Origin of the sequence: Dickeya undicola, from assembly GCF_000784735.1 — a bacterium.
GTDB lineage: Bacteria > Pseudomonadota > Gammaproteobacteria > Enterobacterales > Enterobacteriaceae > Dickeya > Dickeya undicola.
In genome coordinates, this window is the sequence record NZ_JSYG01000033.1 from 66,097 (window position 1) to 90,113 (window position 24,017).

Genomic DNA, 24,017 nt, shown 5'->3' on the forward strand with positions numbered 1-24,017 from the left:
AGGAGAAAATCATGGGTTTGTTCGATAAACTGAAATCTCTGGTTTCTGATGACAAGAAAGAAACCGGCAGCATCGAAATCATTGCCCCGTTATCCGGTGAAATCGTCAACATCGAAGACGTACCTGATGTGGTGTTCGCAGAGAAAATCGTCGGCGATGGCATCGCTATCAAACCTAGCGGTAACAAAATGGTTGCGCCGGTGGACGGCACCATTGGTAAAATCTTCGAAACCAACCATGCTTTTTCCATCGAATCAGACAATGGCATCGAGCTCTTCGTTCACTTTGGTATTGATACCGTTGAACTGAAAGGCGAAGGCTTTAAACGTATCGCGGAAGAAGGGCAGCGCGTCAAGAAAGGCGATGTAGTGATCGAGTTTGATCTGTCATTGCTGGAAGAGAAAGCCAAGTCTACCCTGACCCCGGTCGTGATCTCCAATATGGACGAGATCAAAGAGCTGACCAAACTAACCGGTACTGTTGTCGTTGGGGAAACCCCGGTTATTCGCATTAAGAAATAAGCGATTTACCGTCCTGAAAAACGGCACCTTCATCAGGTGCCGTTTTTATTTCATTGGTTTCTTTGCGCCGTATAATCTGCCCTGATACCACGTTGGCAACCACGTGAAACCGATTCAAGCAGAATCGCTATTCCAATAAAACCATTCCAATAAAACTATTGCCAGCGAGGAAGGCAAATACGGATTTGTAACCCGCCCAGTTCCCGGTTTTCCGCTTCAATACGGCCGCCGTGCGCCACTACCGCCTTGCGGGCGATAGCCAGCCCCAACCCGTACCCCTTGCCCGACTGCGGCGAATCAATACGCATGAACGGATCGAAAATGCTGGAAAGCTTGCTTTCTTCCACGCCCGGCCCGCGATCGGCCACACCAACACACCACTCTTTCTCATCCCGCACTAGCGTCACCTGCACCTGCTGCCCACGAGACGAAAAACGCAACGCATTGCGAATGATGTTATCCAAGGCGTGCCGCATCAGCTCCGCCGAGCCTTTGACGGTGTAATCATCGTAATCACCCATGTTGAGCGTGATATCCACACCGGGCACCTGCGCTTCGTAACGCGCATCATTGACCACCGCATTCACCAGCCCGAGCAGGTCAAAATACTCTTCAGTGTTAACCGCGTTGTTTTCCGCGCGGGATAGCGTCAGCACCTCGCCGATCATCTTATCCATGCGTTCCGCTTCACGCTCAATGCGCTGCAAGGCATTTTCCACGTTGTCGGGGTTCTGACGTGCCAACCCGATCGCCAGTTGCAAGCGAGCCAGCGGCGATCGCAATTCGTGAGAGACATCGTGCAGCAGTTGTTCGCGTGCGCCCACCAGCACCGACAGGCGGCCAACCATCGCATCAAAGTCACGCGCCACATCGCCAATCTCATCATGGCGGCGACGCATCGACGGATAAAGCCGTACCGACAGGTCGCCCTGCGCGACACGCTCGAAACTGGCTCGCAACCGACTCAGCGGACGCGCCAGGTTCCACGCCAGCATACTGCTGAACAGCAACCCACCCAATGCACCAATCCAGATCATCGGCGGTGGTAAATGCAGGAAAAACGGTATCGGCACCGGGCCGTTCTCCGGCATCAAATCCTGTCGCCAGCGAGCCGTATTGAAGCTCACCCGGTAGCGTTGCCCATCAGGGCCGTCCACCACCTGTACCGATGCGGCGTCCGGCCGTTCCGGCAATCCGCCCGGCCCAGGTATGGGTCCCGGCCCGAACCCCGGCCCCGGTAAACCTGGCGGCTCACCCAGCATTCCCATTTCTGGTAGTGGCTCACCATCGCCTATCCCGGCCATATCGTCGTTGTCGCCGATAATCGAGACATTGATGTAACCACGTTCGCTCTTCGGCCAGTCAGCCAGTGTGCGCCCCAGTTCAGCCATGCCCCCCTGACGCAACGCCTGCGTTGCCAGCGCCATTTGCAACGACATGGTATGTCTTCCCAGACGAACTTCCGGCGGCTCGTTGCGCCCGCCGTAAAACGAGAAGCCAACCCACAGCAGTTGTGAAATGACGAAAAACGTCAGCCACAAACCGAGCAGGATCTTCCAGAACAGCCTTCCATGCATGATTAACGGATCCGGTATCCGACACTGCGCACTGTCTCGATGGTCAGGTTACAGCCATCCAGCGCCGCCAGTTTCTGACGAATATTACTAATGTGTACATCCACGCTGCGGTCATAGGCTTCCCGGCGGCGTCCCAGGCATTTCTCCGACAGCTCATCCTTGGTCACCACCCGCTCGGACGAACGCATCAGCAGTTCCAACAGATTGAACTCCGAAGCGGTGAGATCAAACGCCTTGCCACGCCACTCGCTACTGCGGGTGGATGGACAGATTGCCAGATCACCATAGTTCACCGTCCCGGTGTCCTCACTTTTTTCGGTCTTATCTTCATAACGGCGCAGCACTGCACGCAAACGCGCCACCAACTCACGCGGATAGCAGGGCTTCGGTACATAATCATCCGCCCCCATTTCCAGCCCGATCACGCGATCAATGTTATCGCCCTTGGCCGTCAACATAATGATGGGAATCGAGCGGTTGCGACGCACGTGCCGCAGTACGTCAATTCCGCTCATATCCGGCAGCATGATGTCCAAAATCATCGCGGTGTACTGATCGGACATGGCACCTTCCACGCCTTCCTTGCCAGTCATCACCTGTGAAGTGCTGAACCCTTCCGCCGTAAGGTATTCACACAGCATGTGTCCCAGTTCAGCGTCATCGTCTACCAGTAAAATTTTCATACTTTCATTCCCATACATTGTTACTGCTCCTATTGTCAGGGCTGGTTGCAATCTGCGCAGCACCATTTACGGAATCCTTACCTTTCACTGTTCAAAACATAACGCATTCGAAGCGGGATGACGGGTAAATTATACGCAGCCCGTGATCCCTGATTCAGGGACACGCCGCGAGCCCTGTTTCTGTTCTTCGTTTCGGCGTTTTACTTAGCCAAGGATGCTTTTGTTTTGATGAGATTCCACCCCAGCTTCCGTCGCTTTTGGTGGCTTTTAGTCGGCCTTGCCGTCATTGCCCTGTTCATCGTCTTTCGCTTGTCCCGTCCAGCGCCCCCGCCGAATTATATTACGGCCACGGCGGATGTCCGCGATCTGCAACAAACTGTGCTGGCCGACGGGACCGTCAACGCGCGCAAACTGGTGAGCGTCGGTGCGCAGGTTTCCGGGCAAATCAAAGCATTGCATGTTTCGCTGGGTGATAAGGTGAAACAGGGTCAGTTGCTGGCCGAAATCGACGACTTAACCCAGCAAAACGTGCTGCGAGATAGCAAGGCGGCCTTGGACAACATTCTGGCGCAGCGCGCCTCCAGACAAGCCACACTGCGTAATAACCAGCTCAGTTGGCAACGTCAGCAAAATCTGCTGCAAAAAGGTGTCGGTGTGCGGGCGGATTACGACGGTGCTAAAGCCACCCTGGACGCCACGCAAGCCGATATCGACGCGCTGGATGCCCAGATTGTGCGGGCGAAAATCGCCGTTAACACCGCGCAGGTCAATCTGGGTTATACCAAGATCGTCTCGCCAATGAACGGCACCGTGGTGGCACTGCCGGTAGAACAGGGGCAAACCGTCAACGCGGTGCAGAGCGCACCGACGATCGCCAAGGTCGCCAACCTCGATACCATGACGGTCGAAGCCAAAATCTCGGAAGCAGACGTTATCAACGTCAGGACAGGAATGCCGGTGTGGTTTACCATTCTGGGTAACCCCAATAAGCGCTATCAGGCGGTACTGCGCGCCATCGAACCGGCACCGGAATCCATCAGCAGCGAAAGCAGCAGCACCAGTGGTAACGGCAGCTCCAGCAACAACACCAGTAGCAGTTCTTCCAGCTCCGCCATCTACTACAACGGCCTGTTTGATGTCGACAACCCGGACGAAACCTTGCGTATTTCCATGACCGCACAGGTGTACATTCTGTTGTCAGAAGCGAAACACGCTATTGTGGTGCCAGTCAGCGCACTGATGGAACGTCAGGGGAAACGGTTTGTTCAGGTAGTCCAGCCGCAAGGCCAAACGGAGTGGCGCGAAGTCACCCTCGGCATCAGTGACAACGCCTATATCCAGTTACTTTCCGGCGTATTGCCCGGCGAAGCCGTGGTGATCAGCCAGCAGATGGCAAGCGATAATAGCAGTGCGTCATCCCCGCCGCCGCCACCGATGGGGTTCTAAGCCATGAGCACGCCTTTGTTAGTGCTGCGGCAAGTCCACCGTAGTTTTATCAACGGTGAACAACGTGTCGATGTGTTGAAAAACATTAATCTGGCGATTCATGCTGGTGAAATGGTGGCCATCGTCGGCGCGTCCGGCTCCGGTAAATCCACGCTGATGAATATCCTCGGCTGCCTGGATAAACCGACGCAGGGAGACTATCAGGTAGCCGACGTTTCGACCCTGACCCTGAATGGCGACCAGCTTGCTGCATTACGCCGCGAGCATTTTGGGTTCATCTTCCAGCGTTACCACCTGCTTAATGACCTGAACGTGGGCGATAACGTGGAAATGCCAGCGGTGTATGCCGGTCAAGCTCGCCACGAACGCCACCAACGCGCCGCCGCCTTGTTGGCGAGGCTGGGCCTCGCGGGTCGTTTGCAAGACTCGCCAAACCAACTGTCAGGTGGGCAACAACAGCGCGTCAGCATCGCCCGCGCGTTGATTAACGGCGGCCAGGTGATTCTGGCAGACGAACCTACCGGCGCGCTCGACAGCGCCAGCGGCGAGGAAGTGCTGTCGATTCTTCATGAGTTGCATCAGCAAGGGCACACTATCGTGCTGGTCACCCACGATATGCGCATCGCCCAAATGGCAGGCCGCATCATCGAGATTCACGACGGTGAAATCGTCGCTGACCGCAAAACAGCCGACGACATGACACCGGCAACGCCTACGCCCCCAACCCCGCTACCGTCTACAACGCTGACCAGCGGGTACGACCGGCTGCAAAATGCCTTCAGGATGGCGCTGCGAGCCATGAACGCCCAGAGGATGCGTACCTTCCTGACCATGCTGGGGATTATTATCGGTATCGCCTCGGTGGTGTCGGTGGTGGCGCTCGGCAAAGGCTCGCAGCAACAGGTGCTGGAACACATCAACGCTATGGGCACCAGCACGCTGGAGATCTTTCCCGGCAAGGATTTCGGCGATATGCACTCCGCCGCTATTCAGACGCTACGCGTCAACGACCTGCGGCCGCTGGAACAGCAACCCTACATCCACAGCGTTACCCCCACTGTCTCGACGTCGGTGACGCTGCGTTACACCAATAAAGCGGTATCGGTCAGCGTCAATGGCGTGGGTGAGCAGTTCTTCACCGTGCGCGGTTATGTCCTGTCGGAAGGCAACGGGTTCTCGCCGCTTAGCGTTGAACAGCTGACGCAGGAAGCCGTCATCGACCAGAACACCCGCAATAAACTGTTCCCCAACGGCGAAAACCCGCTGGGACAGGTAATTTTTCTCGGCACCCTACCCTGTCGCATTATCGGCGTCGCCACCCGCAAACAGTCTGGCTTCGGCAGCGATGAAAACCTGAACGTCTGGCTGCCCTACACCACTGTGATGCACCGCATGGTCGGCCAGTCATACCTGCGCAGTATTACCGTGCGAGTTAAAGACAATATCGACCTGAACGTCGCGCAACAAGGCATCACCCAGATTCTGACGCGCCAGCACGGCAACAAGGATTTTTTCGTCATGAACACCGACAGCATTCGTCAAACCATCCGGCAGACCACCGCCACCATGACGCTGCTGGTGTCCGCCATCGCGTTGATTTCGTTGATTGTGGGTGGCATCGGCGTCATGAACATCATGCTGGTATCCGTGACCGAGCGCACGCGGGAAATCGGCGTGCGAATGGCGGTCGGCGCGCGCACCAGCGACATCATGCAGCAATTTTTGATTGAGGCGGTGTTGGTGTGCCTGTGTGGCGGCGTATTGGGCGTGATGCTGTCGCTGCTGGCGGGCGCCATCGCCAGCCATGTCAGCAACGTGACATTTCTTTATTCCACCGCGTCGATGGCGGCAGCGTTTCTCTGCTCCAGCCTGATTGGCGTGATTTTCGGCTTCTTCCCGGCGCGGCGGGCGGCACAACTGCAACCGATCCACGCGCTGGAGCGGGAATAAGCACAGGCGTGACGTTTAGCCAAACACTCCCGTGGAAAGATAGCGATCGCCGCGATCGCACACCACGGTGACGATCAGGCTGCCGGGCTGTTCGGCGGCGATACGCAGCGCCCCCGCCACCGCACCGCCGGAGCTGACGCCGCAGAACACCCCTTCTACCCGCGCCAGTTGCTGCATGGTGCTTTCCGCCTCCTGCTGCGACATATCCATAATCCGGTCCACCAGCTGTGGTTGGAAGATGCCCGGCATATAGTCCGGCGACCAGCGACGGATCCCAGGGATCTGGCTACCGTCCTGCGGTTGCAGGCCGACAGTACAAACCGTCTCACTTTGGCTTTTCAGGTAACGACTCACACCGGTGATGGTGCCGGTGGTGCCCATGCAGGAGACAAAATGCGTCAGGCGGCCCTGCGTTTGCCGCCAGATTTCCGGGCCGGTGGTGGTGAAGTGCGCCAGCGGATTGTCCGGGTTGTTGAACTGGTCGAGTAATTTACCTTCGCCCGCCTGCGCCATCTGCCATGCCAGGTCGCGCGCGCCTTCCATTCCCTGCTGTCGGCTGACCAGCAGCAGTTCCGCCCCGTAGGCCCGCATCGAAGCCTGTCGTTCCAGACTCATGTTTTCCGGCATCAGCAGGCGCAGTCGGTAACCTTTCATCGCCGCCACCATCGCCAGCGCGATGCCGGTGTTACCACTGGTGGCCTCAATCAGCGTGTCGCCCGGCGCAATCTCGCCCCGGCGTTCCGCCTGCTGGATCATCGACAGCGCGGCCCGGTCTTTTACTGAACCGGCCGGATTGTTGCCCTCCAGCTTCAGCCAGACTTCGCTGCCGGTGTGCTGGGCCAGACGTTGTAATTTGATCAACGGCGTATTGCCGACGCAGTGTTCAAGCGTACTCACTTTCTCTCTCCGCACGACGTCAGACGTCGCCAAAAAAACAGGCACCGCGATGCAGTGCCTGTTTGTCACTCGTAGCAAAACCGGATTCTGTTATAGCGCTAACAAACGATCAAGCGAAGGGGCAAAGAAGTAACTGCCGCTGACCGCGCGGGTAAAACGCAGCATGTCGTCGCGTTTGCCGTCACGGTCGCCAAACATGCTCAGCAGTTGCTGCTCAATATTGTAGAGACGGGCGCAATAGGCGGTGAAATACAGGCCATGTTTGCCGCTGGCGGTGCCGTAAGGCAGGCTCTGACGCAGGATTTTCAGCCCCTTGCCGTCTTCCTTGAGGTCGACGCGGCTCAGATGCGAGGTCACCGGCCGCGACTCGGAGGACAATTCTTCATTATCCTGTTTGGTGCGGCCGATCATCTGTTCCTGCTGTTCCACGCTCATGCGATTCAACTGGCGCAGATTGTGCTCCCAACGTTGAACAAACACATAGCTGCCGCCTTCGCCCGCCTGCCCATCTGGCACGATGGCGACGTCACGCCGGGCGTCGCCCTGTGGGTTTTCTGTACCATCGACAAAACCGCTCAGGTCGCGGTCTTCCACCCAGCGAAAACCGTGGGTTTCTTCTTCGATGTTGATGGTGTTACCGAACGCCGCCAGCACCGCCTGCGCCAGCGAAAAGTTGACGTCATGACGCAACGACTGGATGTGAATCAGCATGTCACGCTGAGTGGCCGGTGCCAGCCCGTTACCCAGCGGCGTGAAAGGTTTGAGTTCTTGTGCGCTGTTGTCGCAATCCAGCTCGCGCCAAACGTCGTAACCAAAAGCGATTACCGCGCCAAGACCCGCGTCAGGAAAACGTTGCTGCAATTCGGCCAGCGCCTGACAGAACTTCTTACACCCCTGGCGGATGGCATCAAATTCTCCCTGTACCATAGCCTCCATGAAAATGGCAAAACGGCGATGCTCCAGCAAAATACCGCTTTGAATTTGTGTCATCTGTTGCTTCCTCACATTACTCGCACCGACAACCGACGCCAGGCCGCTATCGGAATCAATAAAAACATGAGGCGTGACCGCCACGCCCCAATATTCATCACATGATATCAGACGATGTTGACGATAACAGAATAACCTTACCAATAACGTTGGGAAGCATAGATGGCGGTTTTAACAAGCATGATCATTCCAGAAGCTGCATTCCCCCTGGATGGATTTCACTTTCGAGAACGTCACCTTGATCAGCCAATACAGCAGACTGGCTGCCAGCAGCGAATTCAGCGCCGGGATACCCCAATCGGTGAATAACCCAACGGCGCTCCCCGCCAGACTAGCGATAATCGCCGACCAACCGATGTATGGCGTGCTGCCTGCATCCGGCAATTCACCATGTTGGCGACTCTCGTCCAGCAACGTCCGGCTGGTTCGCAGAATATAGTAATCCACCAGCATCACCCCGATAACCGGCGGGAAGAACACCCCCAGCAATGTCAGGAAATCCACAAACCGATCCAAAATGCCGATAACCGACAGAAATGTGCCAATAAAACCGATCAGCAACGTGATGGACTTGTAGCTCAGCTTTCTGCCGGTAATACCTTCCACCGCATTGGCAATGCCCAGCGACGATGAATACAGATTGATATCGTTGATGCGCAAGGTAGAGAAAATCACAGTAATCAGCCCGATACCGCCTGCGGTTTGCGACATGATAGTCACGATATCAGCGGTATTAAGCGCGCGGGCAATCAAGATCGCCAGCCCATTGACGACAAATTCACCGATAATGATCGACAGCATCGTGATCCAGAAGACATGCCGCCCGCGACGAGAATAACGTGTCATGTCAGGAGTAATCAGACTTGCCACAATACAACCACCGACCACCATCGTCGCTCCGGCGCTCACTGAAATGGCCTCGCCGGATACGCTCTTTTGCAGTAACTCGGTAATACTGTGCCCGGTCAGCGTCATAGTCGAAATATAGCCGACCACCATGATAAATAGCGGCACCGCGACTCTGGCAGTGTAACGTAACGCACTGAAACCGAAGGTGACCAGTAGCGTCAACGCGCAGCCGGAAAGCGCCGCTGACCAGCCAAATCCCAGCCGATCACCTAACGCAAAATTAAGCGACTTGGCAAACACCGCATTTTGTACACCAAACCAGCCCAACAGGCTGACGGCGATAATCGCGCCGATAAACACCGCGCCCATCCGGCCAAAACCACACCAGCGCGCCAACAGACTGCCGGACAATCCCTCCTTCATGCCCGCGTAGCCCAGCCCCAGCGTGACAACACCAAAAATCGCGCTGCCGATAGCTATCGCCAGAAAAGCCTCGCCAAGCGTCATCGAATGACCCAGCACCGCCCCCAACATAAACTGGTCCAGTGCGGTGAGCATACCAATATGAACCAAAGCCACATTGAAAAACGGCAGCCGTACCGACGTCGGAACCCGGCTGACCGGATAATCATCAATGTTTTCCATTCCTGTCATCCTTATCAGATAAATAAAATGCCTTTGGTCAGCAATGAGTGCGGTATAAAGCCATCCAGCCCCTGTTGATAACAAAACTCTTCAAACTGACTAAACGAATGCACACCGGCTTTTTGGTACATGTTTTGGATTCTATTTTCGATCGTCCGGCTGGACAGGTTAAACCTCTTCGCAATTTCCTTACTGGAAAAACGCCGCAGTACCAGAAAGAGCGTATCCAATTCAGCTCGGGTGAACAGATCGGTCGTTATTTCAGTTTTCAGTACCGTGGGTTTACGTCGGTCAACATGAATAAGTGGTGACAATGTGGTCATCGGCCGTGCATTCCACAAAATGCCCACGCACTCTTTTTCCGGATTAAAAAGAGGAATTTTTTCACTGATAAATGGCGACAACTCTGCTTTACCAAACCAGTAATGGGTTTCAATGACGGTAACCCGTTCGGCACGACGCTCCGTTCGATGATCATGCTCAATAAAATCACTCGATAATTCCGCCCAGGCGAGTGGAAATTCCTCATCGAATTTCCCCTCAATATCAAAACTCACTGGCGTATTGGTGTAACTGTACGCGGACGCATTCATATACACATGGCGAGATGTCAGATCTTTAATCCCCCACGGCTCACTCAGACTATCCAGCAAGGGAATAAACGAGCACAGATAATTGTAGTTAGCAGCCATCACAATCAACATCCTGTTTATCAATTACTTTTTTTCAAAATATAATTATTTTACTGAAATCCGCCAGTACCTTTACTACCACTACAAACGATTAACAACCTAATTAAATAAACAAAACAATTACCTTTTGTGACTAATTCGAACAAACCATAAGCCATAGAAAAATTATTTTATTAGAGAAATAATTAAAACATTAACTGTCCATTACCTGACCAAACCAATTATGAAGTTAGCCTGACACCGTTATGATTAGGCACATAATATCCTTAATTTTATTAAATTAAATTTAATTCAAGAGTATTTTTTACCTATAGAAGTGTGTAATAGTAACAGGGTGTCACAAGCAAAATAACAATCAACCACAAGCATCGAGGATAAGTCATGCGCACAAGGAGAATGGACTGGCATTCTGCCGATATCATTGCTGCATTAAGGAAGAAAGGGACATCACTCTCAGCTGTATCACGAGAAGCCGGATTAAGCTCCAGTACTTTGGCAAACGCGTTATATCGCCCCTGGCCGAAAGGAGAATTACTGATCGCCAACGCATTAGGTGTTAAGCCTGAAAAAATATGGCCAAGCCGTTATTATGATCCCCACACTAATACCTGGATTGATCGTCAAAAACTGATGCGCAGTTCGCGTCAATAAGCCACATCCTTCGGCCTACGCATTCGCTAACACACAGACAAAGATAATTCGCCATACCGCCGCATCGGGGTGAAAAAACCACCGCACGGATGGCGGTGGTATTGTCATCAAGATCAGCGACTCAAGCAAATCGGTCAATCAAAGCCCGCCGTATATACAGCAAGCGCCTACCCGATCGCCCCCACTTCTTCCGCGATCGCCTCCAGCGCATGATGGCGCGCGCAATCTGCCTGTACCCAACGCGCCCGCTGGGTATAACCGGGTTGTTCGAGAATGCGCATCACCGCGTCGGCAATCTGCTGCTCACCCGGCGTGCTGGTGCCAAGGTTCAGTCCGCAACCGGCAAACACTACCCTCGCTGCGGTTTCCAGTTTGTCTTCACCCGTACCGGCCACAATCAACGGAACGCCGTGAGACAACGCCGCGTTGAGCGAGCCGTATCCCCCGTTGGTGATCAGCAGCGCCGCCTGCGGCAGCCAGTGTTCCAGCGAGACAAAGCGGCATACCCGCGCGTTTTCCGACGCTGAGGCGGCCAATTCCTCCACCGGTCGGCCGCCGGTGGTCGCCAGCACCCGAACGGGCAGATGAGCCAGCGCGCGTAACGTCGGGCCAATCAATTGCTGTAAGTCCACATTCGCCAGCGTTCCCTGCGATACAATCACCAGCGGCCGGGTGTCCTGCGGATCCCACAGCGCGTGTTCCGCGTCCTGTTCCGCCACCTTTAACGGCAACGGCCCCACAAAACGCACGCACGACGGCAAATCATCGCGGTGGTATTCCAGTTCGGTGGTGGACAGTTGCAGGAAGCGGTCGCACCCGCTGATCAGTGCGTCGGCAAAGGGGGCCGTTAGCGGCTTCTGCCCTGACTGCACCATCACTGTATCGAACGCCTCTTTCACACCGGCGATAAGCTCGCGGGTTTCCTCGTCGATCAGTTGCTCACGGGTTAAATCCGGCGGCAACAGCGAGGGCGGAATACGTGGCCCGTAAAAGATCGAATCGCGGGAAGAGAAAGACAAGGGTGTCACACCGATGCCGATCACCGGCGGACGTTCCTTGCTCGCCAGCAGCGGCAGAATGCCATAGAAACAGTTTTCGGCCATCACGACATCCGGCTGGGTTTGCGCCAGCACAGCGCGCAATTGGCGGTCGATCAACGGGATAGGCGCGGAGAAGAATTCGCGCAGCGCCAGCGCCATCTGTGCGTTGCCGGGCGGCAGAGTGGCGCGCTTGGGAAAATGGCGCTCCAGGTAACGGTAGTCAAAATCGATCTGCTCATCGAACGCGATAAACCCAGCACCGGCCGCTTGCGCCTGCTCACGAAATAGCGCGCCACTAAACAACGTGACCCGGTGCCCTTTGGTCAGCAGATGACGGGCGATGGTCAGCATAGGATAAACATGCCCCGGTGTTGCCACCGCGGCCATCAGGATATGAGACATTAACACTCCTTATTGATCGTTATCAGTGTGCAGGTCCTGACGCGATACCAATGCGCACACCAGACTTCCTGTACAGTTGATGTTGCAGCCACTACGGCCGCCTATCGCACACAGCGACGCATGTCGGCAATCTGTACGCAGACTTATATGTTAGCGTCAGGCGAGAGCAGATACAGCACCGAAAGCGATCTGGATCATATTCAGCAGTAATGACGAATGAGAAGGAAAAAAATAGGATAGTACGATGATGAAATGATTAAAATAAGTGAATGATTAGGATATTTTTTGATATATCAGCACAGAATAGGAGACAAATTCTTTAACCAACTTCAACAATAAATCTGATAGAAATTGCATTACAGAGCCAAACGTGGCGGCGACACGAACCGGGACCCCATCATCCCGGTTCATGTATTAATTAATCATACTGATCAATCATTCCCGCGCCTGCTCATGCCAGACGATCTTGCTGACTTTCCAGCTCTTGAGAATATCGTCGGACGGCATCAACCCTTCCGGGCCGTTCCAGTCGCCGGAAAACAGGTAGCTGACGTGTTTACCCTGCGGGGCCACGCATTCCACACTGCGGGCATCCGCGCCTTGTCCCGGCTGGCAGAGGCCAAACGCTTTGCTGTAAAGCGAGCTGAACTCATCGCCGATTTTCACGCCCCACTCGCTGGCGATCGCCTTGTCCATCACCGCCACCTGTTTGACCTGGCCTTTCGGCTCGCCGCTGATGACCAGCCCAACGCTGTCATTCTTGAGCGCTTCATAGACCGATACCAGCTTACCGTTACGGGTTTCCATACCACCGCGCAGACGGTAATCACCATTCAGCGCGTCATTCAACGCTGACTCCAGCATCGGCGTTTTAGCATTAATGTCACCCACACCCGCGTCCGATACCGTCAGACGATGACCGAACCAGTTGAACGGCGACAAACTGGACCAGGAAAAACCAGATAGCGTGCTGCACCCCGCGAGTAATAGCGGAAACACCAAAAACAACGGACGCACTTTTGTCACTCTCGACTCCTCAACATAAAACGGCGCACTCAACGAGTCAGCCATAGCATAGGCTCTTTGAGTGCGCCTCCGGCAGAAAGTGCCGTAAAAACTCACGCTGGTTAGTCCACAGCGCGTACATGGCGTCAAGATTACCACTGTTCGGGCGGGCCGGGGAAACGTTCATCCTGAGAAAAACGCTCCTGGCCGACGTGAAAGTACGGTTAGCGGAACGCGGCCAGATCGATGTGGTAATGGAACAGATCGGCCAGTTCCTGCTGGTGAGTGACCGCAATCACGGTGCAGTGTGGCAAGGCCTGTCGGATCACCCCCAATAGGTGCCGGGCCGCCGTCTGATCGAGATGGCTGGTGGCTTCATCCAGATAGAGGTGATCCGGGCGATTGATCAGCGCTCGCGCTAACGCCAGCCGCTGCCGCTCACCGCCGGAGAACACCCGATCCCAGTTCATCTGCTGCTGCAATCGGTCGCCCCAGTCACCTAGCCCAACCTGTTCTAGCACCTGACGCAACAGCGCGTCATCGTCCAGCGGCGCACGCGGGTAGCAAATCACCTCCGCCAACACGCCCTGCCCCAGATAACTTTGCTGCGGCAACAGCAGCGCCTGACCACGCCCAGCCTGCCAGGCACCGTGGTAATAGGGCCACAGCCCGGCCAGCGTGCGCAGCAGGGTCGATTTCCCCAGCCCGCTGTGGCCGGAAAGCCGGTTCCAGCTACCAGGCGCACACTGGAACGTCACATTGCGCAGCAGCGGTTGCCCCTGTGGCGTGGAGAAGCTGAGCCGCTCCACCTGCAATAGCTCACCTTGTACAACCGGTATCGCCGTATCCTGATGCGCTTCGATTTCCCGCCGGAACTGATCCAGACGCGTCATGCTGGCGGAGAGTTCCACCAGTGAGTAATACACCCGAATAAACCAGCTCAGCGCGCTGTGCACCTGCCCGAACGCGCTGCGGATCTGCATCAGCCCGCCGAGCGTGACGGTCTTGCTGAGAAACGCAGGCAGCGCGGCGAATACCGGCACAATCAGGCTGACGCGGGTATACCCGACGGTAAACAGGCCCAGGTTGCGCTCGGCATTCATCAGTGAACGCCAATTGCTGACGATCGACGAAAAATAGCCACCCAACTGACGCTTTTCCTGCCGTTCGCCGCCGTACAGCGCAATCTGCTCCGCGCTGTCGTGTTTGCGCAGCAACGAGGCGCGAAAATCGGCTTCCGCCTGCTGTTTATGGTAGTTGATGCCATGCAGCCGTTTGCCGATCCACTGGGTAATCAGGCTACCCAGCAAGGTATAGATCACCGCTACCCATACCAGATAACCGCTGACGGTCACGCTGTGTCCCCACAGCGTAAACTGCTGCACACCAGACAGATTCCACAAGATCAGCAGGAACGAGAACAACTGGGCGAAGGTGATGATAAACGATACCAGCAGCCGCACCGTTTGGGTGACGAACAGGTCGACATCCTGCGCGATGCGCTGGTCCGGGTTATCCACCCGGCCGCTCAGCGACAGGCGATAAAAGGCGCGCTTCGCCAGCCAGCTGTCGATAAACGCCGCCGTCATCTGTTCGCGCCAGCGAATAATCAGTAGCTTGGTCAGCCATTCCTGATACACGAAAACACCGATATAAATCAGGATATAGAGGCAATATTCCTTGATCAGGCGGTAAAGCAGGCCGCTATCGAATGCGCCCAGCGCATCATAAAAGCTTTTGCTCCAGTCATTGATGCGGACGTTGAGGTAAACAATGCTGCCGCCCATCGCCACGATAGCAGCCAACAGCAGCCAGCTTTGCCAGTAACGCCGGTTAAGCCAGAAGGGGCGGCACAGCAGGGCAAAAGCCCGCAGGAACGGTTTCACGATTTTTTCTCCTGCGGTAATGCGGTGTGTTGAGGCAAGGTGACATACACCACCTGATTCTGCGGATGCCACAGCTGGGACGCCGCATCACGCACCGCTTCAAACGTAATCGCCGGGGCCAGGCTATCCAGTTGGGTCAGATAGCGGGGGTCGTGGTAGTTCCGGTAACTCAGCATCAGCCGCGACATCAGGGTGGCGCTGTCCTGCTGGCGGGCACGCTCGCTGTGGATAAACTGCTTGCGCTCCTGCTCCACATCCTGCGGCGTGATGCGCGCCGCCAGCGTTTCCAGCACCTGTTGTGCATTACGTTTCAATTCCTCTGCCCGCTGCGGTGAGGTAGTAAAACGCAGCAACGTCTCGATGCGCTGGCTTTTATCATTCAGACGGCTTTCCATCTTCAGGTTATAAACACCCTGCGCGTCATCCCGCAGGCTGGCCTTGAGATAACGGGCCGCCAGCCGGGAGGCGATATTCACCTGCACCGCCTGCTGCGGCGTCCACGTCTGCGGCGAGAAGCTCCATAGGTAGATATCCGCCTTCGGTTCCAGATTGATGGCAGAGACGCGTTCGCGTTTCCCTGCCAGCGCCAGATGCTGTGGGCTTTGTGCGCCAGCCTGACGCGGCAGCGAAGCCAGGTAGCGCTCCACCAACGGGCGTAACTGCTCTGACGGCAGGTCCGCCAGCAGGTAATAGGTTACCGGTGCCGCCGTGGTCTGCCGCCACTGCTGTGCCAACTGTTCGGCGGTGACGGTATCCAGTTGCGTCGGCGTCGGGAAAGGCGTCGGCGCGTTGCCGAATTGCAGCTCGGCGATCTCCCGCTCCCGCCGGGAGCCAACACTTTGTTCGCGGGTCACCTGCTGTCGCTTCAGCACCGACAGGCTGTCGCGCATATCGTTTTCATCAATGGCTGCCGACCGATTCATGACATGGTAGAGATGCAACAGCGCGTCCAGCTTGTCCGGGCTGACGCTGCCGCTCCAGCGCAGTTCATCCGGTTGATAATCCAGGCTGAGCGAGAGCCGTTGCGCTTTTTTCCAGTCATTCAGATCCCGGCCTTTCCAGCCGGTTGGCCCGCTTTGGCTGATCAACTGACTGGCGAGTTGAGCCAGCCACGGCTCACGCCCCGGTGTCATAAAACCGGCCGACGATTGCACGGTCAGCGATACCGACTTGCCAGCCTGAGCGCTGCGCAACCACACCAGCCGATCGCCGTTACCCAGTTGCCATTCCTCCACGTGTTGCGCCGGGAACGTTCGTACCCGGGTGACCTCGCCACGGCCTTCCGCCACAGGCAACACCGGTGCTACCCGCGTAACGGACTTTTGCAGCGGTGCCAGCTCGCCGCGAGCCGCCTGCTGACGCAGTTGCTCAATATCGGCCGCCGACGGCAGCGTGAACGGCAGGCTGCCGGGAACACTGAACTGCACCAGTTGATCGGGCGATGACAACCAGCGTTGCAGGCAGGCGTTGATATCCGCGGCGGTAATGGTCTTCAGCTCAGCCAAAACCTGCTGCCCCAACTGCTGTTTACCGGTATAAGGGCGATCCTGCTGCCAGGACACCACCAGTTGCTGCACCCAGTCGGAAAATTCGCGCTGTTCCGGCGTCGCCGCCATTTTCTCCGCCGACTGGCGAATCTCATCTTTAACGGCTGCGATATCGGACTCGTAGAGCGGGTAATGACGCAGGCGTGCAATCTCCTGCAACAGCACCGTCAGCCCCTGCTGGTGCCCGTCCGGCAATACCGAGGCGAACAGCCCCAGCGCTACCGTGGTGCGCCCAATGTCGGACTTGCGCACCACCAGACTGCTAGCCGCCGTTGCCGGAATGATAGGCTGACGCTGTACCTGTCGGCTCAGGCTGTCCAGCGCGATCTGGTTGATTAAACGCTGGCGCAGCCCCTGCTCGCCGGACGCTCTGGCCGCCGCGTCGTCAAACCGGAACACGAACGACACCTGGCTGACGCTGCTCTGGCTGTCCTGCAAACGCACCACATGCAACTGTGGGCGCAACGCGGGTTCATACTGTTCCCGCGGCGGTATGTTGCCGTCTGGCAGCGTGCCCATCGCCTGCGCAATCGCCTGTTTCACCTGTTCAGGTTGCAGGTCGCCTATCACTATCAGGCGCATGTTCCGCGGGTGATACCAACGGGCGTAAAAATGGCGCAGCACCGTTACCGGCGTGGTCTGGATCGTGCTTTCGGAACCGATAACCGGGCGTTCAGGATAGCGGGAGTCATGCCGAATCGCGGCCACCCGCTGTTGATTCATGCGTTCCGCCACACCGAGCTTGCCGCGCCACTCCTCCAAAATCACCTGGCGCTCGCGCTGCCAGTCTTCCGGCTCGAAGCGCGCCTGCCCGGCTATCTGCGCCAGCACACTTAACGCCAACCCCAAAGACGGCTTTCCGGCAGGCGGGCTCAGCATGTAAACCGTGCGCTCGTAATTGGTCATCGCATTGTAATGCTGGCCACGAACCCAGCCCTGCTGGCCCAATGTCTGCGCCAGACCAGCCGGATAATCCCGCGTGGCGCGAAACACCATGTGTTCCACCATATGCGCTACGCCGGATTCGTCATCCTGTTCGTCCAGCGAACCGGATTCAACGATCAATCGGATGTCCAGCCGCTGCTGCTGTCCGGCCAGCGGCACAATGGTGTAACGCAGGCCATTATCCAGTTGCCCTTCGGTGATCACCGGCAGCGGGCTGGTGACGGTTTGCGCTGAGGCCAGCGCGCTGAACAGACAGAAACCGATCGTGCCTATCCAGCGGGAAGTCATTTTTCTCATTAATCGCTCAATCATGGGTATATAAAGCCGACGGAATAGTTCAAAAAATAAAGCACTTATCGCCGGGAGCGAGCACACCCGCTCCCGATGTCAGACCATTACCAGTTGTAAGCCACACCCAGCCAGAACTGACGCCCCAGTTTGTAGGTCACCGTATTGCCGGAAGTCTCTTGCGAGGTGGCGACCACGTTGTCGAGGACGTTGATCACATCCAGCGTCAGGTCCAGCGACTGGTTTTTATAGGTAGGCAGGGAGTAGTTGAATCGCCAGTCGTAGGAGACGTAATCCTGATACTGATGCTCGGTATACAGTGTGGCGCTACCGGTGTAATCGCCGCAGGCGCTGACGCTGCTGGTACTGCCGGAGCAGGTAATACTGCTGCTACGGTAACCTTTGTAACCGGCGGTGTAGGCCAGGTTATGATCCCAGTTAAGGCGAATGGCCGGGAAATAGGTGTTGATATTCAACGCCACCGACCACGGGGTGTTGTAGTCAAGCGCGTCCATGTCACGGCGATCGGTCAGGCGGCCTTTGAAGATCACCTTTCTGTCGTCCAGGTTGCTCTGGTCGTAGTAAAGCTGTGAGCTGGTCTTGTTATCCGCCATGCTGGCGCTCAGCCCCCAGCGAACATCGGCGTATTTCAACTTATACGGGCTGATAGGCTCCACCGTCAGCGACAGCGTATTGCCCTCGGTACGGGCATCGTTGGTCAGGTAGTAATAGCGCTGGCCGTCGGCATCCGTTTTGTTGCTGCGGCCAAACTGGTCGCGCCCCTGACGATTAACCCATTTCAGCGTCCACACGGTGTCGTACACCCGTTGCGACAACCCCAGCGACAGCTCATCGCTGTACGGCGTTTTCAGGTCGGAAATATCATAGTCATAGCTACCATAGCTGGTACTGCCGCTGGTCCAGGCGCTGCTGGCACTGGTACGGCTCTGCACGACTGACTCGTTAATCCCGGAACGCAGTTTGTACGCCAGCATATTCTGAGCGTAGTAGCGGTTAGCTCCGCCGAAAATGCGGGTAGTGCGATCGCCAAACACATCGTAAGACGCCGCCAGACGCGGGGCGATGTTCAGGTTTTTCAGGTAATCGTCATACTGCAAGCGCACGCCCGGCGTCACTTCCAGGTTCTGGTAACTCACGCTGTCTTGTAAATACACCGCATAGTTGAGGTAATTGCCTTCCACTTGACGCGCCGGGAACAGATTGCGATTGCGGTAATACTGCTCGCCATTAATACAGAAGTCGTCGTCGGCCTGGCACACCACGCTGGTGCTGATGGTCGGCGTATTACGGCTGGTATATACGTCGCTAAAACGGCGATATTGCGCGCGGTAAGAATCTACCTGCCAGCCCATATCCAACTGATGGCTGGTGCCCCACCACGCCAGCGGGTTCAGCTCGTAATCCTGTTTGAACGTGAAGGTCTGTTTTTCTGTGGCATATTTGCCATAACCACCGATTCCCGCTAGTTGCGCGGTCCTTCCTGGCACCCCCGTTCCCCAATCCACAACATTGGAGATAAACCGGGACGTCAGGTTATAGCGATACCAGGACTGGTAGGTATCGTCCTCATGCTCAATGCGGTTCTCCTCAAACTGGTAACCCGCCAGGCTGCTCACTTTCCCCCAGTCTGCATTGTGTTCCCATTCAATATTGCCGCGATAGCCGCCGCCAGTATTGGTATAACCGCCGTTTTTGATGTCTCTCTTGTAATAGCCGGATTCATGCGGCGCGTACATGCCGGTCAGCCGGAGAATATCGCCGTTGTCCGCCAGATAGGTGCCTTTGAGCAAATAGGTTTCCGCCTCGCGCTTCTGCGTGACCCATTCATCCATGACGCTGTTATAAAACGGGATCGACGACTGCTGACGGTTATAGGCAAAAATAAATCCGGCTTTGTCGCTTAATGGCTGATTAAAGGTAGCGGAATAAAAATTCTTACGGAATTTCGGCTGATAATAAAGTTGGCTGGCTGAATAAAAGTCGCTCTCAATATCGTCGTCGATATGGTAACGGGTCCAGGTGTCGCGGGTGGTGCGATAAGACACGCGGCCGGAAGCGCGGTCCAGTTTCGGGTCTTTTAATTTGGCATCGACCACACCGCCGGTAAAATCGCCATATTTCGCAGAGATATTGCTGTCGAACACCTGTAATTGCTCGATCAACTCCGAGTTAATCCAGAATGATTGCGCGCCGCCAGCAGGTAGATCGGTTGGTGAATAACCATCCGGTGTATTACTCAGTTCGCCATTATTCGCCCCAGGGTTGATAACGTTATTATTGGATAACCCATCGATCATGTAGTTATTTTGGTAAAACTTCTCGCCGTGAAACGATACATTCTCTGGTGCCAATTCACCGGGTGTCAGGCTGCTATCGAGATCATTGGAAAAACGCACGTTTGGATTCGAACGTAATAATTCCGTGACGCTGCCGTTACGCGTCGGTCGACGCTGAATCTGCTCGCTGGAAATAACCTGGGTTCCCATCGTCTGGCTGGTGGGGGTGGAGCGAACCAGAATGGTATCCTCATCCGTATTTTTCTTTTCCGCCGCCGGTTTATCGGCAGCGTTATTGGCTGTCTGAGTCGTCTGTTCGGCAGCCGTCGCCGTTGATGATACGCCGAGTATCATCATCAAATAGAGATGCTTATTCATGTAATTATTTCCTGTACCCTGATGATATTGAAAACAAAAAAATCAATTCTGAAGTTCGATATGGCCATTGAGCCGAAAAATAACGGATACCGTCTGGTCGGCAACCGGTGAACCCGCCTGATAACGCCAGCGCGCCATGTCTTTGATAACGTCGCTGCTAAACATCCCGTCGGGGTTTTCCGACAACACCCGAATATGGGTAACCGTGCCGCTGGCGGTGACGTCAAACTGCAGTCGAACCTGCCCTTCCACCCCCATCGAGCGTGCCCGCACGGGATAATTCACCCGCCGTTGCAACGCCTTTAGCGAGCCGGTCTGACTATTGCCCGCGCCCTGTGTCGCCTGCCCTTGGGTGCTCTCACCGGACAGTGCAGCCTGGCCACCTGCCGACACACTGGCAGGCGCAGACGCCGTTGCGCGATTTCCCGGCTCAGCCGGACTCGCTGCGTCCGCCACAGGCGTTGGCGTATCAGGCGTTTCATTGCGTGGAGAGGCAGGTGCTTTTTTGGCGTTTGTTTTTTCTTTCACCGGCACCGGGTCTTTTGGCGGGCGTGAGGTAGCGCGGGTTTTCTCCGTTGGGTTTGGTGAACGAGTCGTCACCGTGGAATCGGAAGACGCGGCTGTCACGATGGCGCGCGCATTAACGGGCAGTGTCGGCATCACCGCCGATGCCTTGGTAACCGGTGTTGATCTGGCCGCGGTTACCGGCTCGTCGGCCGTCAAGGTTGCCGTTTTGGTGGAAAACAGTTGTACGGCGTGGGCGGAGAACGACGTGACATTGATGCCCGTCACGCTTTCGCCGATACGACCAGCCTGAAGCACCTGCTGCTCATGAGGGGTGAACGCCCACAGTAAGGCCCATACCACCGACAGATGTATCCCAACGGACAACAGGAGAGAATGTGTAGCTTTCAACGTAATACCATGTTTTATTTATAGAAATAAGTATCAGATTTATGGGTAAGACCACAGCATCTACCCTGATTCCCTATCCTTAAAACAAACAGAAACATCCCTTTATAGATAATGAGAATTATTTTACAAATGATACCCATTATCAATAAATATTTACAGCATGTCAGTTCAACCTGACCTTTGGGACAGGTAAAAAGCCACTCGTGAGAAATGGGTAAAGGCGAGGACGGCAACCAAAAGGCGGCATACTGCCACCAGGCTGGTGGGGATATCAGACGGAAATAAGGCGGTTTATCCCCGTCAACGACCAACGGCGCGCAAACGCGGCCGGGAGGGAACCGTCAATACTCCTGATCTTCTATCAGGCGTTTGCCCAGCGTGATGCTGTCAACCATGTCGTAATTCATCTTTTCATACATACTGATGACAGCGGTGTTGCTCTCGCGCACCATCAGGTGGATCTTCGGGCAACCACGCGCGATCAGTTTTTTCTCCAGACGACTGATCAGCGCATTGGCGATGCCACGGCCGCGATAGTCAGGATGAACCCCCAGATAGTAGGCAGAACCACGGTGTCCATCGTAGCCCCCCATCAGCGAGCCAACCACCTCCCCCCCCACTTCTGCTACCAGAAACAGGTCGGGATCATGGTTGAGCTTACGTTCAATATCCATTTCCGGGTCATTCCAGGGGCGCAGCAAATCACAACGTTCCCAAAGGGTAATCACTTCTTCAAAGTCATCTTGCCTGAATACGCGGATTTCCATCGTTACTCGCCATCTAGAGTCAATAAGTAATGACCGATTATCCCGTGATTCACCGCAGACGCAATATCTCCGTCATACTCTTTTCAGCAACGGCACCGATTCACATCGACGGCATTTACCGGCGATGGGCGGCCCGGCGAATTTCGATATACTAAGGCGGTAATAAGTCCAACAGCCTCTCAACATCATCATAAGGGACACTATGAGCTCACCTGATATCGACGCAATCAAACACTTTCTACTCAGGTTACAAGATAACCTGTGTCGGCAACTGGAACTGGCCGACGGCGTTGCCACCTTCATTGAAGATGCCTGGCAACACGCTTCCGGCGGCGGCGGGCGCAGCCGTGTTTTGCGTCAGGGACGTGTGTTTGAACAAGCCGGGGTGAATTTCTCTCATGTTTCCGGCGCATCGCTGCCGCCGTCAGCCAGCACCCACCGCCCGGAACTGGCTGGGCGCAGTTTTCAGGCGATGGGCGTTTCGCTGGTGATCCATCCCTTGAACCCGTATGTGCCGACCAGTCACGCCAACATACGCTTCTTCATCGCGGAAAAACCGGGCGAACAGGCGGTCTGGTGGTTTGGCGGCGGCTTCGACCTCACCCCGTATTACGGTTTCGAAGAGGATGCTGTCCACTGGCACCAAACCGCGTTCGATTTGTGCCAGCCGTTCGGCGAGGATGTCTACCCACGCTACAAAAAATGGTGTGATGACTACTTCTTTCTCAAGCACCGCAACGAAGCGCGCGGTGTCGGCGGCCTGTTTTTCGACGATCTCAACACGCCGGACTTCGATACCAGCTTTGCATTTATGCGTGCGGTGGGTGAAGGTTTCCAGCAAGCCTACCTGCCGATCGTCAATCGTCGCAAAGATACGCCGTGGGGCGAGCGGGAACGCCAATTCCAGCTTTACCGCCGTGGACGCTACGTGGAATTCAACCTGGTATGGGACCGGGGCACCCTGTTCGGCCTGCAAAGCGGTGGGCGCACTGAATCAATCCTGATGTCGATGCCGCCGCTGGTGCGCTGGGAATACCAATACCAACCAGAGCCGGACAGCCCTGAGGCGGCGCTGTACCGCGACTTTCTGCCCGCCCGTGATTGGCTCGGCCTGAATACACCGTCGGGAGCACGCGGATGACCGCCATCTGGGTGGACGCCGACGCCTGTCCCAACGTCATTAAAGACGTGCTCTACCGTGCCGCCGATCGCACCGCGACCCGCCTGACGCTGGTCGCCAACCAGCCGCTCAGAACGCCGCCTTCGCCGCACATCCACAGCCTGCGCGTCGCCGCCGGGTTCGATGTAGCAGATAACGAAATCGTGCGTCGCGTCCAGCCGGGCGACTTGGTGATCACCGCAGATATCCCACTGGCGGCCGAAGTGCTGGCAAAACACGCGGTCGCACTCAACCCACGCGGTGAATGCTACACCCCGGATACTATCCGCGAGCGGCTGACGATGCGGGATTTCATGGATACGCTGCGCGCCAGCGGGGTACAAACCGGTGGCCCAGCATCACTAAGCCAGCGCGATCGCCAGCAGTTCGCTAACGAATTGGAGAAGTGGCTACGGCAGCAGGCGTAAAAAAAACCGGCTGGTCACCCTGCCGGTTTCATCTTTTCGTTACAGGCTGTCCTGCCGGA

General features: G+C 55.9%; 19 protein-coding genes. 6 read left to right on the forward strand and 13 right to left on the reverse strand.

Annotation, left to right across the window (positions count from 1 at the left end):
* Positions 1-11: 11 nt before the first annotated feature.
* Positions 12-521, forward strand: coding sequence for a PTS glucose transporter subunit IIA (gene crr / locus OB87_RS15615; protein WP_033570336.1), 510 nt, complete (start codon positions 12-14; stop codon positions 519-521).
* A 155-nt stretch (positions 522-676) separates the two neighbouring features.
* Here crr and OB87_RS15620 read toward each other — a convergent pair whose 3' ends face one another.
* Both OB87_RS15620 and OB87_RS15625 read right to left on the reverse strand, forming a co-directional pair.
* On the reverse strand, positions 677-2,098 hold the full coding sequence (locus OB87_RS15620) for an ATP-binding protein (protein ID WP_033570337.1): 1,422 nt from the start codon (positions 2,096-2,098) through the stop codon (positions 677-679).
* Between the two features lie 2 nt (positions 2,099-2,100).
* Positions 2,101-2,781: a response regulator transcription factor gene (locus OB87_RS15625; protein WP_033570375.1), complete on the reverse strand. Its 681-nt coding sequence runs from the start codon at positions 2,779-2,781 to the stop codon at positions 2,101-2,103.
* A gap of 228 nt (positions 2,782-3,009) precedes the next feature.
* On the opposite strand from OB87_RS15625, the gene OB87_RS15630 reads away from it, so the two are divergent.
* The gene (locus OB87_RS15630) at positions 3,010-4,227 is read left to right on the forward strand and encodes an efflux RND transporter periplasmic adaptor subunit (RefSeq protein WP_033570338.1); all 1,218 of its coding nucleotides are present in this window, start codon (positions 3,010-3,012) and stop codon (positions 4,225-4,227) included.
* Positions 4,228-4,230: 3 nt separating this feature from the next.
* Positions 4,231-6,177 carry a MacB family efflux pump subunit gene (locus tag OB87_RS15635; RefSeq protein WP_033570339.1) on the forward strand — a complete coding sequence of 649 codons (1,947 nt, stop codon included), beginning with the start codon at positions 4,231-4,233 and terminating at the stop codon, positions 6,175-6,177.
* A gap of 15 nt (positions 6,178-6,192) precedes the next feature.
* Here the strand turns inward: OB87_RS15635 and cysM are convergent, their stop codons facing one another.
* The 4 genes from cysM to OB87_RS15655 form a co-directional block, all read right to left on the reverse strand.
* Positions 6,193-7,074, reverse strand: coding sequence for a cysteine synthase CysM (cysM, locus tag OB87_RS15640; protein ID WP_033570340.1), 882 nt, complete (start codon positions 7,072-7,074; stop codon positions 6,193-6,195).
* A 90-nt stretch (positions 7,075-7,164) separates the two neighbouring features.
* Positions 7,165-8,064: a Dyp-type peroxidase gene (locus OB87_RS15645; RefSeq protein ID WP_033570341.1), complete on the reverse strand. Its 900-nt coding sequence runs from the start codon at positions 8,062-8,064 to the stop codon at positions 7,165-7,167.
* A 171-nt stretch (positions 8,065-8,235) separates the two neighbouring features.
* Positions 8,236-9,558 (reverse strand): purine-cytosine permease family protein, encoded by a 1,323-nt coding sequence (locus OB87_RS15650; protein WP_033570342.1) that lies wholly within the window; start codon positions 9,556-9,558, stop codon positions 8,236-8,238.
* Positions 9,559-9,572: 14 nt separating this feature from the next.
* The gene (locus OB87_RS15655; protein ID WP_033570343.1) at positions 9,573-10,250 is read right to left on the reverse strand and encodes a helix-turn-helix transcriptional regulator; all 678 of its coding nucleotides are present in this window, start codon (positions 10,248-10,250) and stop codon (positions 9,573-9,575) included.
* A 381-nt stretch (positions 10,251-10,631) separates the two neighbouring features.
* Here OB87_RS15655 and OB87_RS20025 point away from each other — a divergent pair, with 381 nt between their 5' ends.
* Positions 10,632-10,901, forward strand: coding sequence for a helix-turn-helix domain-containing protein (locus tag OB87_RS20025; RefSeq protein ID WP_072025492.1), 270 nt, complete (start codon positions 10,632-10,634; stop codon positions 10,899-10,901).
* 167 nt (positions 10,902-11,068) lie between these two features.
* Here the strand turns inward: OB87_RS20025 and OB87_RS15660 are convergent, their stop codons facing one another.
* From OB87_RS15660 to OB87_RS15690, 7 genes are all read right to left on the reverse strand, one after another.
* Positions 11,069-12,343 (reverse strand): glycosyltransferase, encoded by a 1,275-nt coding sequence (locus OB87_RS15660; RefSeq protein WP_152605901.1) that lies wholly within the window; start codon positions 12,341-12,343, stop codon positions 11,069-11,071.
* Between the two features lie 435 nt (positions 12,344-12,778).
* A complete protein-coding gene (locus OB87_RS15665) occupies positions 12,779-13,414 on the reverse strand; it encodes an RpoE-regulated lipoprotein (RefSeq protein ID WP_235425287.1) in 636 nt (211 codons plus the stop codon).
* Positions 13,415-13,572: 158 nt separating this feature from the next.
* A complete protein-coding gene (locus OB87_RS15670; RefSeq protein ID WP_033570345.1) occupies positions 13,573-15,234 on the reverse strand; it encodes an ABC transporter ATP-binding protein/permease in 1,662 nt (553 codons plus the stop codon).
* Positions 15,231-18,023 (reverse strand): M16 family metallopeptidase, encoded by a 2,793-nt coding sequence (locus OB87_RS15675; protein WP_033570346.1) that lies wholly within the window; start codon positions 18,021-18,023, stop codon positions 15,231-15,233. The genes OB87_RS15670 and OB87_RS15675 overlap by 4 nt, the downstream gene beginning before the upstream one ends.
* 98 nt (positions 18,024-18,121) lie before the next feature.
* Positions 18,122-20,689: a TonB-dependent receptor plug domain-containing protein gene (locus OB87_RS15680; RefSeq protein ID WP_033570347.1), complete on the reverse strand. Its 2,568-nt coding sequence runs from the start codon at positions 20,687-20,689 to the stop codon at positions 18,122-18,124.
* Positions 20,690-20,731: 42 nt separating this feature from the next.
* A complete protein-coding gene (locus tag OB87_RS15685) occupies positions 20,732-21,556 on the reverse strand; it encodes a TonB family protein (RefSeq protein WP_235425288.1) in 825 nt (274 codons plus the stop codon).
* Between the two features lie 389 nt (positions 21,557-21,945).
* A complete protein-coding gene (locus OB87_RS15690) occupies positions 21,946-22,371 on the reverse strand; it encodes a GNAT family acetyltransferase (RefSeq protein WP_033570349.1) in 426 nt (141 codons plus the stop codon).
* A 202-nt stretch (positions 22,372-22,573) separates the two neighbouring features.
* Between OB87_RS15690 and hemF the strand changes: the two genes are divergently transcribed.
* Positions 22,574-23,512, forward strand: a complete 939-nt coding sequence (hemF, locus tag OB87_RS15695; RefSeq protein WP_033570350.1) for an oxygen-dependent coproporphyrinogen oxidase — start codon at positions 22,574-22,576, stop codon at positions 23,510-23,512.
* On the forward strand, positions 23,509-23,958 hold the full coding sequence (locus tag OB87_RS15700) for a YaiI/YqxD family protein (RefSeq protein ID WP_033570351.1): 450 nt from the start codon (positions 23,509-23,511) through the stop codon (positions 23,956-23,958). Before hemF ends, OB87_RS15700 begins: the two co-directional genes overlap by 4 nt.
* Positions 23,959-24,017 lie beyond the last annotated feature (59 nt).